Below are 13,168 nucleotides of genomic sequence, written 5' to 3' on the forward strand. Positions count from 1 at the left end.
GGGCGGCGGGGGGTGACAGGGCACCGCTGTCCGGCCGGACCGCATCCAGGTCGGCCGGACAACGATGTCGGCGCACCACGGTGGTGCGGGATCAGTACCAGAGGTACCAGGCGTTGGCCTTGAGGCTCTTGGCGGCGGCAACGCGGTTGCGGAGTGCGAACAGAAGCTTCATCACTGCACCTCCCCTCGGGGGCGGACGGATGACACGCGTCGGACCGGACGGAGCCGGTGAAGAAGATCACGTGCCGGCAACGTTCCGGAACCTTCCCGTGGCCGCTCACCGGTTAATCGCGAGGACGCTCAAAAGCGCTGGCGTGCAGTCGATTTCGGACTTTCGCCGATCATCGGCGCTCCGGTTTGACGCATCGCCCGGCAGGCGGGAGCCATGACCGAGGTCCTGACCTGCCGTACTGGTGACGGGAGGCGAAGACTGCCCGGATGCCGGACGCCCGGTCGTGGAGAGCGGACACGCGCCACGTTCCCGCACACGGGATCGGGGCCGGACATTGACCGGATATGCACCACGCGACCGGGCCGCCGGGCAAGGCCGGTTTTTCCTCGAAGGCGGAGCCGCTGAGGACCGCGCGTCGTTCCGTCATGCGCCGCACGCCAGACGACCGGCGCCGGCTGATCCAGTCGCTACTCGGCCCGCACCGGGTGCCGGCTCATGACCGACACCCGGTTGAACGCGTTGATGGTGACGGCCACCCAGACCACCGCCGATATCTGGTCCTCGGTCAGGACGTCCCGCGCCGCCGCCCAGGCGGTGTCGGCCGCAGCCGTGTCCGCCACGGCGGTGGCCGCCTCGGCGAGGGCCAGGGCGGCGCGTTCGGCGGGCGTGAACAGCCCGGTCTCGCGCCAGGCGGCGAGGACGCCGAGCCGCTGCGGGGTGTCGCCCGCCCGCAGCGCTGCCCGGGTGTGCAGGTGCAGGCAGTAGGCGCAGCCGTTGAGCTGGGACACACGGAGGTTGACCAGTTCGACCAGGACCCGGTCCAGGCCCGCGTCGGCGGCGACCGCGCGGACCGCCTCGGAGGTCTGCACCAGCGCGTGGTACGCCTTCGGGCTCTGCTTGTCGATGAAGATCCGCCGCGTGGTGCCGGCCGGCTCGGGACTGGTCAACCTGGACTCCTCCGGATCAGAGTTGTTGAAGTTGAAACTATCACGGCCGCAAGGCGCCTTCCCGCGCTGACGGGCGCGTCGGTGACGTCGTGCATAGCATCCAGGTATGGCAGACATTCCCGACGAATTGGTCAGGCTGGAGCGGTCCGCTGAATCGGAGCGCGCGCATCTGGCCGGCCTGAGCGGCGAGGAGTACGACGCCCAGTGGCAGGCCTGGCGACGGGCGGCCGAGGCGTTCCAGGCCGCGGTGACCGAGCATTCGGCGCACGAGGGCATGTCACGGTACGAGCTGGAGCAGGCGGTGAAGAAGGCGGTCCGGGGCGGGGAGGAGGATCCGGCGCGGTAGACCGGCACGGGCGGCGGCGGCCCGGTAACCGGCAGGCCCCGGGCTGACGGCAGGCCCGGGACGGCAGGCCCGGGACTCCGGCGCGGGCGGTGGCCGGCTCAGCGGTACGGCGGGGCGCGGCAGGCGGGTGCGGCGGCCCGGGTGTCCCCGCCCGCGCCCTGGATGTCTGCGGGAGTTCCGCTGGATGTCTGCGCGCGCTCCTACTCTCGATGCCATGACCTCGCCACTCCGTGCCGCTGCCACGGCCCAGCCGTCCCCCCGGACCCTGACCGCCGCCGTCGTCCAGGCGTCCGCCCCGCTGTTCGACACGCCCGCCGCGCTGGCGCGCGCGGAGGAACTGATCCGGGAGGCCGCCGGTGCGCGGGGCGCCGACGTGGTCGTCCTGCCCGAGGCGTTCCTGGGCGGCTACCCCAAGGGCCTGGACTTCGGCATCACGGTCGGCAGCCGGACCCCGGCCGGCCGTGACCTGTTCCGCCGCTACCACGCCGCCGCCATCACCGTCCCCGGCCCCGAGGTGGACACCCTGGCCGCCGTCACGCGGGAACTCGGCTGCCACGCCGTCGTCGGTGCCGTCGAACGGCACGGCGGCACCCTGTACTGCGTCGCGCTGTTCTTCGGCCCCGAGGGCTGTCTGGGACTGCACCGCAAGCTCATGCCGACCGCCGCCGAGCGCTACCTGTGGGGCCAGGGCGACGGCTCCACCCTCCCGGTCGTCGACACCGGGACGGCCCGCCTCGGCGCGGGCATCTGCTGGGAGAACTACATGCCGCTGTTCCGCACGGCCATGTACGCCAAGGGCGTCGACCTGTGGTGCGCCCCGACGGTGGACGACCGCGACGCCTGGCAGGCCACCATGCGGCACGTCGCCCTGGAAGGCCGCTGCTTCGTGCTCAGCGCCGCCCAGTACCTGCGCCGCGCCGCCCTGCCGGCCGACCTCCACCCGGTCCAGGGCGACGAGCCGGACACCGTCCTGATCGGCGGCGGCTCGGTCATCGTCTCCCCGCTCGGCGAGGTGCTCGCCGGTCCGCTGCGCGACGGCGAGGGCATCCTGAGCGCCGAACTCGACCTCGACGACCTCGCCCGCGCCCGCTTCGACTTCGATCCGACCGGGCACTACGCCCGCCCGGACGTCTTCACCCTCCAGGTCGACGAGTCCGCCCGCACGGCCGTCAGCGGCCTCTGACCGGCAAGGCGTGCCGCCGTCGGGGGTGGCCGAGAGGCTGAGCGGCCCGGATGCCCTGCGTCCGGGTTCCCGTCCGGGTCAGGACGAGACGATGATCCGGCGGGCGCTGTCGCCCGCGTCGACGCACTCCTGGTAGGGGTTCGGGTCGCCCGGACGCTCCTGGCACTTCCACGCGGTCCCGCCGACGCGGAGGGTCGCGGGTGCGTCGCCCGTACGGGAGGCGGCCCTGGTGTAGGCACCCGCCACCTGCAGTGCCGTGGCGCAGGACACGGACGGGCCGGCGGACACCGCCAGCCCGGTGGCCTGGTCCGCCCCGCAGTACGACACGGATGGCTGAGCGGTGTCGGCGCCGCCGCCACCGGTGCCGGCGACCGCGGGGGCCGGGGCCCAGAGGCCCAGCGCCGCGGCCCCCAGCAGGGCCGCGGCCATGCTCCTCCTGATCGAGCGCATAGGGGGTGCCTCCTTCACGGCGACGACGGGGGTGGCCTGTGCGTTCGTCCCCGGGCGGGGCAGGCCGGATGCGCCGTGTACCCAGCCTTCCCCGGTACGCGGACCGCCTACCAGGGTGGCCGGGCCGCCGCGGCCCGTCCGGGAGCGGAGCACGCGGGCGCGGGCGCGGTCAGCGGTCAGCGGTCAGCGGTCAGCGGTCAGCGGTTGACGAAGGTGAGGCTGTTCGCGTCGTAACGGTCGCCCGCGATCCGGCCGGCCGGCGCGGCGGCCTCGATGGCGGCGAGGTCCTCCGCGGTCAGCTCGACGTCCAGGGCCGCGAGGTTCTCCTCCAGGTACCGCTGCCGCCGGGTGCCGGGGATCGGGACCACGTCCGCGCCCCGGTGCTGCACCCAGGCCAGGGCGAGCTGTCCGGCGGTGACGGACTTGGCGGCGGCCAGCTCGTCCAGTTTGGCGACGATCGCCAGGTTCCGTTCGAGGTTGCCGTCGGCGAACCGCGGCTGGCTGCGCCGTACGTCGGTCTCCGCGAGCCCTTCCAGCGAGCTGTAGCGGCCGGTCAGGAAGCCGCGCCCGAGCGGCGAGAACGGGACCAGGCCGATGCCGAGTTCGCGGCAGACCGGGGCGACCTCCGCCTCCAGGTCCCGGGTCCACAGCGACCACTCGCTCTGCAACGCCGAGATCGGGTGCACCGCGTGCGCGCGTCGTATGGTCTGCGCCCCGGCCTCGGACAGTCCCAGGTGACGGACCTTGCCGGCCTGCACCAGCTCGGCCATGGCGCCGACCGTCTCCTCGATCGGCACCTGCGGATCGACCCGGTGCTGGTAGTAGAGGTCGATGTGGTCGACGCCGAGCCGGCGCAGCGAGGCCTCGCACGCCTGGCGTACGTAGGCGGCGTCGCCGCGGATCAGGGTGGGCTCGCCCAGGCGGTTGGCGAAGCCGAACTTGGTGGCCAGCACCACCTCGTCGCGCCGCCCGGCGATGGCCCGCCCGATCAGCTCCTCGTTGTGCCCGAAGCCGTAGAAGTCGGAGGTGTCGAGGAAGGTCACGCCGAGGTCGAGGGCACGGTGCAGGGTGGCGATCGACTGCGCGTCGTCCGTGTCGCCGTAGCCGTGGCTCATGCCCATGCAGCCAAGTCCCTGCGCGGAGACGGCCAGTTCGCCCAGATACCGGGTGGGGACGTCGGTCATGCTGCTGCCTCCTGGGCTCGTCGAACGTTTCCTCTGGACGCTAGTTGTTGGAGCGCACTCCATGTCAAAGGGGAGGTCGCCCCGGCACAGCACTCCTCCCGCCTCGTCGTGGAAGACCTCCGGCCGGTACCGGTGGCCGTCCGGGCCCTGCGCGGGCCGGCAGGCCTACGGGGTCGACCGCGGCGACTCCGTGCGGAACAGGGCACCGGTCCGGTCGTCCGCCGCTGCGAGGAAGCGGGTCGGCGCTGCGAGCGGACGGGACCGGCGGGAACAGCTCCGCGCCGTCCGGCGGCCTCTCGTAGCGCCACATGCCGGCCACCCGGCCGGTGACGCCGTCGAGGACGGCCTCCCCACCGTCGTCGTGCTCCGGCAGGCGCCCCGCGCGTGCTCCGCCCGTGTGAGAGGGAGCAGGCCCCGTTCGCGCAGCGGGCATATCGGGGTTGTCGCCCGCACGCCATCCGAAAGGTTCCGGTATGAAACGCCTCGCGCTTCCCGCCCTGGTCACCGTCGCGGTGCTCGCCTCGGGTGGGACGGCCACCGCCCTCGACGCAGCCGATCAGCCGGGAGGGGAGGCAGCGGTTCCACGGGCAGAGGACTACACCTGGGCCGAGGGCAGGCATGCCGTACTGGCTCCCGGCCAGGCCGGCAGTTCCGAGGCCCAGTGCCCGCCCGGACAAGTGCCGACCGGCGGCGGCTACAACGTCTTCGACGGAGGCGGTATCGACCTCATGGTGAGCACCAACTCGCCGACCACCGACGGGTGGCGCGCCGTGGCCCGGAACACCGGCTCCGCGCACACGGTCGAATTCTGGGCGGTGGTGCTGTGTGCTCCCGGCACACAGACCCGGAGCCCCCGGCTCGCCCCGGTCACCCGGTAGGGGTCGGGCGAGCCCGGAGCGACGGTCACGGATCACGGACCCCGACCGGCGGCTGGGACACGGCCCGGGGCGGGGCAGCGCCCCGGGCGGCCGTCAGTCCGCCGCCGGCAGCACCTGGACGGTGTCTCCGACCGCCCGTTCGCCGGCCGCGTCGGACGGGTGGTTGACCAGTGTGCCGTCGACGGCCATCGCGGTGGAGCCGCCGCCGTCGAGGTTCATCGCCTGCACGGCTCCGAGCGACCTCATGAACGCGGCGGCCTCGTGCAGGGTGAACCCTTCGCTGCCGTTCTTCAGCCGCCCGTCCACCGTCGCGAGGATCAGCCGGCCCCGGCCGTCGATGCCCGCCATCGTGCGCGGCTGGCGGACGTTGGCCCAGGCGTAGCCGAAGGAGGTGTACTCGGGGTCGACCACGCCCTCGGCGGCGGCGTCGATGTCGATACGGCCGTCCTTCAGCAGCGTCGGCGCCGCGCTGACGAGGGAGTCGTCGCCGTCGAGGGTGACGCGGTCGCCGTCGGCGGTGCGGACGACCTCGCCGACCTTGACACGGCGGTTCGGCCCGGCGTGTGCCGCCAGCCAGTCGGCCGCCCGGCCGATGCCCTGCAGCACATGCCCGCCCTCGGGGACGCGCCCGCCGCGCGCACCGGTGGAAAGGACCCGGCCGGACGCGTCCAGCACGACCTGCGCTCCCGGACCGGTCGGCAGGCCGGCCTGGAAGGCATCGGTGAACTGGACCATGTCGTCGGCCAGCCGGCAGGTCACGTCCTGCCAGGGCAGCTCGCTGGGCGTGCTGCCGGGACGGCCGCAGTCCCGGACCGTGCCGGGCACCCGGTTGACGCCCTGGATGGCGTAGGCGGCCTTGCCCGCCCGGGCGGTGACGGTGCTCGTCAGGTCCGCGATCCGGATGCTGCGGCCGCCGTCCTCGATGAGCAGGGCGGACCGGGAACCGGCCGCCATCGACTCCAGTTCCCCCCGGTAGGCGCCGATCCCGGACATGGTGCCCGGGACGCCGTCGCCCGGTGACAGCACGAAGAAGCCGCCGTTGACTCCGACCAGCGAGTGCAGCTTCCGCGCCACCGCCGAGGTGGTCTCACGCTGTGCCACGTTGCCGTCGTGCGTGGCCTCGATGCGTCCGTGGAAGGACTTCGGGTCGATCACCGCCACGTGGACGTTCTCCAGGTCGGCCGGCTCCTGGACGTCGTACCCGGTCCAGGACAGGGTCGTGCGTACCCCGGCCGCGGTGACCGCCGAGGCGGCCGTCCGCGCCTCCTCCTGGGTGGCGTACCGGCCGACCCGCACCCGGTACCCCATCAGCCCGTGCGGAGTGTCGGTGTAGTGCGGCCACTGCACGCTCTCGACGCGCGGCCGGAAGCCCGCCTGGGTGAGCTTGCGGGCGGTGTCGTCGGCCCAGGCTCGGGTGGAGACCTCGGCCCAGGTCACGGGCGCGTCCGGGTCGTTCGAGCTCCACCGGCTGCTGGTCGGCGCCTGCACGGTGACCGTCCAGGCGTGCCGCGAGCCGGGGTGCCGGATGACACCGGTGCGGACCGTGACGCCGGAGGCGACGGTCTGCGTCGTCCACTGCTCGGTCGCCGCCCGGCGCGCCGGTCCCGCCTCCGCCGCACCGGGCAGGAAGGCCGGGACCGTGACGGCGAGCACGAGGGCCGCCGCGAGTCGGGCACGGACACCGGCGGAGCACCGTGCAGCACCCGGGATACGGGTACGACGCATGCGCATGCACCTCACGAAGGGTCGGGGGGCGACCGTGCCCCGAGCACACCTTGACAACGGTGGTCCACTTCACCGGCCGTACGTGACATCCACTGTCTCGCGAACGGAAGGAAACACAACAGCCACGTGAACTCGCCAGTGCCGGAACGGAATCGGCTTCACGCCGCCCGGCTGACGCGTGGCCACCGTGCGCGGCCCGGGTGGCGCGCGTGAGGAGGCGGCCCGCGCCGAGCAGCCGTTCGCGGTCGGTCACCACCTGCTCCGACAGCGCTGTGCCTTCGCCCCTGCGGCCTCCGTTCTGGTCAGGAGACGGAGACATCGGCAGGCACCGGACGGCTGACGCGTTCCCACGAGAACCGCCACGGCGCCGGACTCGTTCTAGACGACGAGCGTGATCGCCGCCCCGGCTCCCCCCAGGCCGAGGGCGACCGCGGCTGCTCCCCAGCCGCCCCTGCCCCAGGGGAAGAGGAAGAGGCGGTCGGCGGACAGGCGGCCGGGGCCGATGGCGGCGACGGACAGGGCGACGACGGCGATGCACACGTTGTACTCGACGCCGCCGTCCGTCTCCCACGCGCCGTGGGCGGCGGTGACCGTCGCCATCGCGTTGATCATGACGCCGATCAGGGCGGCGGCCGCGAGCGGGGTGAGCAGACCGAGGGCCAGGCCGAGGCCGCCGAGCAGTTCGGACAGGCCCCCGATCACGGCGAAGAGCTTTCCCGGGCGGTAGCCCAGCGCCTCGAAGCCCCTCGCGGTCGCGGACAGGCCGTGACCCCCGAAGAGTCCGAAGACCTTCTGCGCCCCGTGCCCGGCCATGTACAGGCCGAAGACCAGCCGGATGAGCAGCAGGCCGCAGTCGGCGGCGGTCGCGAAGGGGGCGGGGGCCGCGGGATGCGTGGCGGGTCCGCCGGAAGGGGCGGAACGGTTCATGATGCGCTTGATCAACATGGCAGTGCTCCGGTGGGAAGGCCAGAGCGGGCGTTTTCCCCAGCTCGGACGGCTGCCGAGCGACCGGTGGAGGCCCGGCTCCACGCAGCGTCGTAGAGCATGCCCCCGTAGGTCCGATCCTTCCGCTGCGGGCGGTGTCGTGCATCCGGGGGACGTGCGCCCGCAGGCGCGCCGTCGACACGGCCTTGACCGCCGGTGCCGGTCCCCCTCGCCCCGGCCGGTTCACTGTTCATCCGTTCTACCGACACTCCCTGGTCATGGTAGGTTCACAGAAAAATCGAAGCCCCGGGTTGCCCGGTATTTTGGAGCGCGTATTCATGCCTGGCGCCACCGTTTCGGTCGTCATCGCCGCGTACAACGCGATGCCGTATCTGACGCAGTGCATCACCTCGGTCGCGGACCAGAGCATCGGCCGTGAGCGGCTTGAGGTCATCGTCGTGGACGACGGTTCGACCGACGGCACCGCCGACGAGCTGGAGCGCCTCAAGGGTGTGTACCCGGAGATGCTGCGCGTCTTCCGGCAGGCGAACTCGGGCGGCCCGTCGGCCCCGCGCAACCTCGGCCTGGACCACGCGACCGGTACGTTCGTGTTCTTCCTGGACGCCGACGACCGGCTCGGCCCCGAGGCCCTGGAACGCATGGTGCGGATGGCCGAGGAGAACGGCACCGACGTGGTGCTCGGCAAGATGGTCGGGGTCGGCGGACGGGGCGCGCCCACGTCGATGTTCAAGCGGAACCAGCCGCGCACGGACGTGTTCTCCTCGCGGGTGTACTGGACGCTCAACCCGATGAAGCTGTTCCGCCGGGAACTGCTGGAGCGGCACAAGCTGCGCTTCCCCACCGATCTGGCCATCGGCGAGGACCAGCTCTTCGTCGGCCCGGCCTACGTGCACGCCTCGGGCATCTCCGTGGTCGCCGACTACGACTGCCTGTACTGGATGCAGCGCGAGGACGGCGGCAACATCACGCTCCGGCTCAAGGGCACGCAGCGGCGGCTGCAGTTCCTGCCGCGCATGGTCGACATGATCCTGGAGCTCGTGCCGCCCGGTCCGGGCCGCGACCACCTGGCGCACCGGCATCTGACCGTGGAGGTCCAGCAGCTGCTCGCCGGCCACCTCGTCCACGAGCCGCGGGAGACGCAGCTGAAGACGCTGGACCGGCTCGCGGAGATAATCGAGCCCCTGTGGCACGAGGGCATGAGCGACCAGCTCTCGGCCATGGCCCGGCTGCGGCTGCACCTGGTGCGCCACCGCATGCTGGACGAGGTGCTCGAACTCGTCGCGTTCGAGAAGCGGCTCGCCCGCTCCAAGGTCGCCACCCCGGTGCTGGTCGACAACGGCCGGGCACTGGCCCGCTACCCGTTCCTGCGCGACCCCGAGCGCGCGATCCCCGACGCGTACTACGACGTCACCGCGCAGCTCGGCCTGCGCCACCACGTCAGCCGCGCCGAGATGGACGGCGGCGTGCTCCGCCTGGCCGGACACGGTTACCTGCACCGTGTGGAGACCCGGGACGTCACCACCGAGCTGGTCCTGCGCGAACGGGACAGCGGGACCGAGTACCGGCTGCCCGTCACGCACACCCCGACGCCGGGGCTCGGCGCGGCCGAGGACGAGGGGCAGTACGCGTACGACCTGGCCGGGTTCGAGGCCACCGTCGACATCGCGACCGCCGCCGGCGGCGAGCCGCTCGCCGACGGACTGTGGGACATCTCCCTCGCGGTCGGCGCGCAGGGGCTGAGCAAGCAGGTCCGGATCGGCAGCAGGCGCGCCGGGGACGTCTCCGGGGAGCCCGGCACCCGTGTGCTGGGCACCGGCGAGGAGCTGCGTGCCGTCACCCTCTACACCACCAAGCCGTACGGCAACTTCACGCTCGAAATCGGCGAGCTCAAGCACAAGGTGCGGCCGCTGCTGCGCGTCGACAAGGACATCCGCTGGGCCGACGGCTCCCCCACCGGGCTGCGCGTCCGCGGACGGCTGGGCCTGGCCGAGCACCCCGCGGACGCCCTCGTCCTGGTCCTGGAGGACGGCACCGGCAACACCGTCGCCCTCGCGGTCCGTGAGGTCGCCGCCGACGGTGCGTTCCACGTCACCGTGCCGGTCGACGCGCTCCCCGCCGGGGTCTGGACGGCGGAGCTGCGGCTCGGCCCGTGGGCCGTGCCGCTGCCCGCCCTCCCCTCGGATCTGGCCCCCGCCAAGTGGCGGCGCCGGGCACTGCCCTGGTACGCCCGGCCGCTGCCCGGCACGACCGACCGCTTCGCGCTCAAGGTCGCGCGGACCGACCTCGTCAAGGGACTCGCCAACCGCCTCAGGTAGCGGGCGGCCCGTCAGGTCGTGGGCCGGGCGCAGGTCACGTCGCGGACCGGGAGGCGTCCGGTCGCCAGGTAGGTGTTGACGGTGGTGTCCACGCAGGCGCTGCCGAACACGCCGTACACCGCGTGCTGGTCGGCTCCGCGCAGGGTCACCAGGCGGGAGCCGGGCCAGCGGTGGCGGACCGACCGGGCGCCGCGGTAGATGGTGCGCGGGTCGCCGGTGGCGTTGACGAGCAGGGCCGGCAGGTCGTCGCGGATCGTGGTGGGGCGTTCGCGCGGCGCGTCCCAGAAGGCGCACGCGTTGATGCCGTTCGCGACGGGCGCGAACAGCCGGTCCCCCGCCCCGGCGCGCCGCAGATCGCGCCAGTACGTCTCCGGGTCGCGGGGTGCGGCCACGTCCCCGCACAGGATGGCCGCCTGCGCGCTGCCGTAGGCGGACTCGTGCCCGGTCAGCAGGAACTCCAGTGCCGAGGCCAGCCACGGGGACGGGGTGACCGTCCGGCCCCCGGCGGCGCGCCGCAGGTCCCGGACGCCCTGTGCGAAGTCGCCGTAGGCCTGGGGGTTGTCCTGGGAGAGCCCGTTGAAGACGAGGACGGGCAGCAGGTGGTCGTCCACCCGGTAGCCGCCCAGGCGCAGGGGTGTGCGGGCCGCGGCGCCGCGGACCGCCTCCACGGTGCCGAGGACGGCGCCGCGGGTGCGGCCCAGCCCGTAGGCCGCGTGGTGGGCGGCGGTCCAGTCGGCCCAGCCGCGCAGGGCGTGCCGGTTGGCCTCCTCCGAGCCCCGCAGCAGCCGCGGGCTGTAGCGGGCGGGGTCCACCACGCCGTCCAGGACGACCCGGTCGACGCGCTGCGGGAACATCGTCGCGTAGACCTGTCCGAGGTAGGTGCCGTACGAGTAGCCCAGGTAGCTGATCCTGCGCTCGCCGAGGGCGGCGCGGACGACGTCCATGTCGCGGGCGGTGTCGCGGGTGGTGGCGTACGGCAGCAGGTCACCGGCGTGGGTGCGGCAGCGGTCGGCGAGGTCCGCGGCGAAGGAGACCATACGGTCGAAGCCGGCGCGGCCGCTGCCGGCTCCGCGGATCATGCTGCCGGTGGGCCACCGGCAGTCCAGCCGGGTGCTGCGGCCGACGAAGCGGGGGTCCACTCCGACCACGTCGTAGCGGGCGGCGACGTCCTTCATGGCCTTGCGGACCCACGGCGGGTCTCCGATCGTCTGTCCGCCGGGTCCGCCGCTGTTGAGCAGGAGCGCGCCGGCGCGGTGGGCGGTGTCGGTGCCCCGGATCCGGGATATCGCGACGGTGATCGTACGGCCGGCGGGGCGGGTGTAGTCCAACGGCACGGTGACGTCGGCACAGCGGGCGCCGGCCTGTTCGAGTTCCTTGCCGGTGGTGTCGTCGGGGCCGAGCAGACAGCTCTTCCAGTGGAGGTGCTGGTGGTGGTAGCGGGCCAGGGGGTCGGCGGCCGGCCGGGCCGCGGCGGGGGCTGCGGGGGCGGCGCCCAGGGTCAGCGCGCCCGCCAGTGACAGGGTGAGGGCTGCCGCGCCCCGGGAGAGGAGGCGGCGCGGGCGCCGGCCGGCGGCCGGTGGGGTGGGGCGGGTCATGCGGGTGTCCTTTCGGTGGACGTGCCCTCGCAGAGGGCCTTGTCGACGACGTCGAGGAAGTCCAGTTCGGCCTGGAGGGTGGCGGGCACCTCGTTCAGGGCGACGGCGACGGCCCGGCCGCCGGGTCCGGTGGCGACGAGCGCGCGGTGGCCGCCGGGCACGGTCCCGGCGTGGCCCCACCAGGTGCCGCCGCACGACAGCGGTGAGGAGATCAGGCCGAGCCCGTAGCGGGCGCCCGGCCAGAGCCGGTCGGGGTCGGCGGCCACCGTGCGCCGCATCTCGGCGGATTGGGGTGCGGGCAGGAGCCGGCCGGCGGACAGCGCGGTGGCGAACCGGGTCAGGTCGGCCGGGGTGGACACCAGGGCGCCGCCGACGCCGCCGAAGGTCGTGTTCCAGTCGGTGCCGTCCACCCGGCGGCCGTCCCCGGCGGTGAAGTAGCTGCGCGAGTGCGGGCCCCGGATGCGGACGGCGTCGCCCGGCCAGTAGGTGTCGTGCAGGCCCAGCGGGCCGATGATGCGGCGGGTGATCTCCGTCTCCGGGCTGTGGCCGGTGACCTGGCGCACGATCAGCCCGGCGATCAGGTAGTTGGTGGTCGCGTAGTGCCAGGTGTGCCGCGGGGGCGGCAGCCGCAGGGCGCGGGCGATGAGCCGGCGCGGCTCGGAGTGGCGGTACCGCAGCCGTTCGATGTGCTGCCACTCGGGGGCGTCGAGGTAGTCGGGCAGCCCGCCGGTGTGCTGGAGGAGCTGCCGCACGGTGATCCGGCGGCCGTCGTGACCGCCCGCGCGGATCAGACCCGGCAGGTAGCGCTCGACGGGCGCGTCCAGGGACAGCCGCCGCTCGGCGGCGAGTTGGAGGACGACCGTCGCGGTGAACGTCTTGGTGACGCTTCCGACCCGCAGCCGGTCGGTGGTGTTCATGGGGCGGCCGGTGCGCAGATCGGCCACGCCGTCGCTCGCCGTCCAGCGGGCGCAGGGCGCGTCCGGGCCCGCGCCGGTGACCAGGACCGCGGCGCCGGCGATCCGGTCGTGCGTCACCAGGTGGTGCACGGACCGGCTGAGCGCCGGGTGGGGGCCGCACGCGCGGGGCGTGTGCTGCGGGGACTGTGCGGCGGCGGCCGGGGCGGTGGTCAGCAGGCAGGCCAGCGCCATGGCCGCGAGCCCGGTACGCCGGCGGACCGCGGAACTCGATAAGAAGATCGCCATGGGACCTCACGCTAGGCACCGCCCGCACCGCGCTCACTCCGGCAGGCAGGCGATTCGGTGCGGGGGGCAGCACCAGCGCGCGCCCGGAGGCGAACCCCCGGGCCCGGCAGCGGATCGCGCCGTCAGACAGGCGTACCAAGGGTGAACCTGGGCGCACGCACCGTCCTCCGGGGCCGGGGGGCTGACACCCTGGACGGGACGGAGGGGTGCGCTCGTGGCCGCTGGG

At 73.7% G+C, this 13,168-nt stretch carries 12 protein-coding genes; 4 read left to right on the plus strand and 8 right to left on the minus strand.

From position 1 onward, the window contains the following. Nucleotides 1-91: 91 nt before the first annotated feature. Together IG05_RS50705 and IG05_RS0130500 are read right to left on the minus strand one after the other, a co-directional pair. Complete coding sequence (locus IG05_RS50705; RefSeq protein ID WP_223284023.1) at nucleotides 92-172, minus strand: tryptorubin family RiPP precursor; 81 nt, start codon at nucleotides 170-172, stop codon at nucleotides 92-94. A gap of 467 nt (nucleotides 173-639) precedes the next feature. After that, nucleotides 640-1,119, minus strand: coding sequence for a carboxymuconolactone decarboxylase family protein (locus tag IG05_RS0130500; RefSeq protein WP_030347261.1), 480 nt, complete (start codon nucleotides 1,117-1,119; stop codon nucleotides 640-642). A 106-nt stretch (nucleotides 1,120-1,225) separates the two neighbouring features. On the opposite strand from IG05_RS0130500, the gene IG05_RS0130505 reads away from it, so the two are divergent. Continuing rightward, a complete protein-coding gene (locus tag IG05_RS0130505) occupies nucleotides 1,226-1,465 on the plus strand; it encodes a hypothetical protein (RefSeq protein WP_030347262.1) in 240 nt (79 codons plus the stop codon). 214 nt (nucleotides 1,466-1,679) lie between these two features. Beyond that, nucleotides 1,680-2,648, plus strand: a complete 969-nt coding sequence (locus tag IG05_RS0130510) for a nitrilase-related carbon-nitrogen hydrolase (protein ID WP_051790411.1) — start codon at nucleotides 1,680-1,682, stop codon at nucleotides 2,646-2,648. 78 nt (nucleotides 2,649-2,726) lie between these two features. On the opposite strand, the gene IG05_RS0130515 is transcribed toward IG05_RS0130510, so the two are convergent. Together IG05_RS0130515 and IG05_RS0130520 are read right to left on the minus strand one after the other, a co-directional pair. Then, nucleotides 2,727-3,098, minus strand: coding sequence for a hypothetical protein (locus IG05_RS0130515; protein WP_030347264.1), 372 nt, complete (start codon nucleotides 3,096-3,098; stop codon nucleotides 2,727-2,729). A gap of 197 nt (nucleotides 3,099-3,295) precedes the next feature. After that, the gene (locus tag IG05_RS0130520; protein ID WP_030347265.1) at nucleotides 3,296-4,282 is read right to left on the minus strand and encodes an aldo/keto reductase; all 987 of its coding nucleotides are present in this window, start codon (nucleotides 4,280-4,282) and stop codon (nucleotides 3,296-3,298) included. Between the two features lie 473 nt (nucleotides 4,283-4,755). Between IG05_RS0130520 and IG05_RS0130525 the strand changes: the two genes are divergently transcribed. Next, nucleotides 4,756-5,160 carry a hypothetical protein gene (locus IG05_RS0130525; RefSeq protein ID WP_030347266.1) on the plus strand — a complete coding sequence of 135 codons (405 nt, stop codon included), beginning with the start codon at nucleotides 4,756-4,758 and terminating at the stop codon, nucleotides 5,158-5,160. Between the two features lie 93 nt (nucleotides 5,161-5,253). Here the strand turns inward: IG05_RS0130525 and IG05_RS0130530 are convergent, their stop codons facing one another. Both IG05_RS0130530 and IG05_RS0130535 read right to left on the minus strand, forming a co-directional pair. Further along, nucleotides 5,254-6,885, minus strand: coding sequence for a phosphodiester glycosidase family protein (locus tag IG05_RS0130530; protein WP_051790447.1), 1,632 nt, complete (start codon nucleotides 6,883-6,885; stop codon nucleotides 5,254-5,256). Nucleotides 6,886-7,263: 378 nt separating this feature from the next. Next, nucleotides 7,264-7,830 (minus strand): DoxX family protein, encoded by a 567-nt coding sequence (locus IG05_RS0130535; RefSeq protein WP_030347268.1) that lies wholly within the window; start codon nucleotides 7,828-7,830, stop codon nucleotides 7,264-7,266. 317 nt (nucleotides 7,831-8,147) lie between these two features. Here IG05_RS0130535 and IG05_RS0130540 point away from each other — a divergent pair, with 317 nt between their 5' ends. Then, the gene (locus tag IG05_RS0130540) at nucleotides 8,148-10,145 is read left to right on the plus strand and encodes a glycosyltransferase family 2 protein (protein ID WP_037814989.1); all 1,998 of its coding nucleotides are present in this window, start codon (nucleotides 8,148-8,150) and stop codon (nucleotides 10,143-10,145) included. An 11-nt stretch (nucleotides 10,146-10,156) separates the two neighbouring features. Here IG05_RS0130540 and IG05_RS0130545 read toward each other — a convergent pair whose 3' ends face one another. Beyond that, entirely contained in the window at nucleotides 10,157-11,740 is a 1,584-nt protein-coding gene (locus IG05_RS0130545; RefSeq protein ID WP_030347270.1) for an alpha/beta hydrolase, read from the minus strand. Beyond that, complete coding sequence (locus tag IG05_RS0130550; protein ID WP_030347271.1) at nucleotides 11,737-12,942, minus strand: serine hydrolase domain-containing protein; 1,206 nt, start codon at nucleotides 12,940-12,942, stop codon at nucleotides 11,737-11,739. Before IG05_RS0130550 ends, IG05_RS0130545 begins: the two co-directional genes overlap by 4 nt. Nucleotides 12,943-13,168: the final 226 nt, after the last annotated feature.

Source organism: Streptomyces sp. NRRL S-1022, assembly GCF_000720135.1.
Classification (GTDB): Bacteria; Actinomycetota; Actinomycetes; order Streptomycetales; family Streptomycetaceae; genus Streptomyces.

Coding starts and splice junctions, on each gene's coding strand:
- IG05_RS0130550 (WP_030347271.1), bottom strand. CDS start 12,942: ATGGCGATCTTCTTATCGAGTTCCGCGGTCCGCCGGCGTACCGGGCTC.
- IG05_RS0130545 (WP_030347270.1), bottom strand. CDS start 11,740: ATGACCCGCCCCACCCCACCGGCCGCCGGCCGGCGCCCGCGCCGCCTC.
- IG05_RS0130525 (WP_030347266.1), top strand. CDS start 4,756: ATGAAACGCCTCGCGCTTCCCGCCCTGGTCACCGTCGCGGTGCTCGCC.
- IG05_RS0130505 (WP_030347262.1), top strand. CDS start 1,226: ATGGCAGACATTCCCGACGAATTGGTCAGGCTGGAGCGGTCCGCTGAA.
- IG05_RS0130530 (WP_051790447.1), bottom strand. CDS start 6,885: ATGCGTCGTACCCGTATCCCGGGTGCTGCACGGTGCTCCGCCGGTGTC.
- IG05_RS50705 (WP_223284023.1), bottom strand. CDS start 172: ATGAAGCTTCTGTTCGCACTCCGCAACCGCGTTGCCGCCGCCAAGAGC.
- IG05_RS0130520 (WP_030347265.1), bottom strand. CDS start 4,282: ATGACCGACGTCCCCACCCGGTATCTGGGCGAACTGGCCGTCTCCGCG.
- IG05_RS0130515 (WP_030347264.1), bottom strand. CDS start 3,098: ATGCGCTCGATCAGGAGGAGCATGGCCGCGGCCCTGCTGGGGGCCGCG.
- IG05_RS0130535 (WP_030347268.1), bottom strand. CDS start 7,830: ATGTTGATCAAGCGCATCATGAACCGTTCCGCCCCTTCCGGCGGACCC.
- IG05_RS0130540 (WP_037814989.1), top strand. CDS start 8,148: ATGCCTGGCGCCACCGTTTCGGTCGTCATCGCCGCGTACAACGCGATG.
- IG05_RS0130510 (WP_051790411.1), top strand. CDS start 1,680: ATGACCTCGCCACTCCGTGCCGCTGCCACGGCCCAGCCGTCCCCCCGG.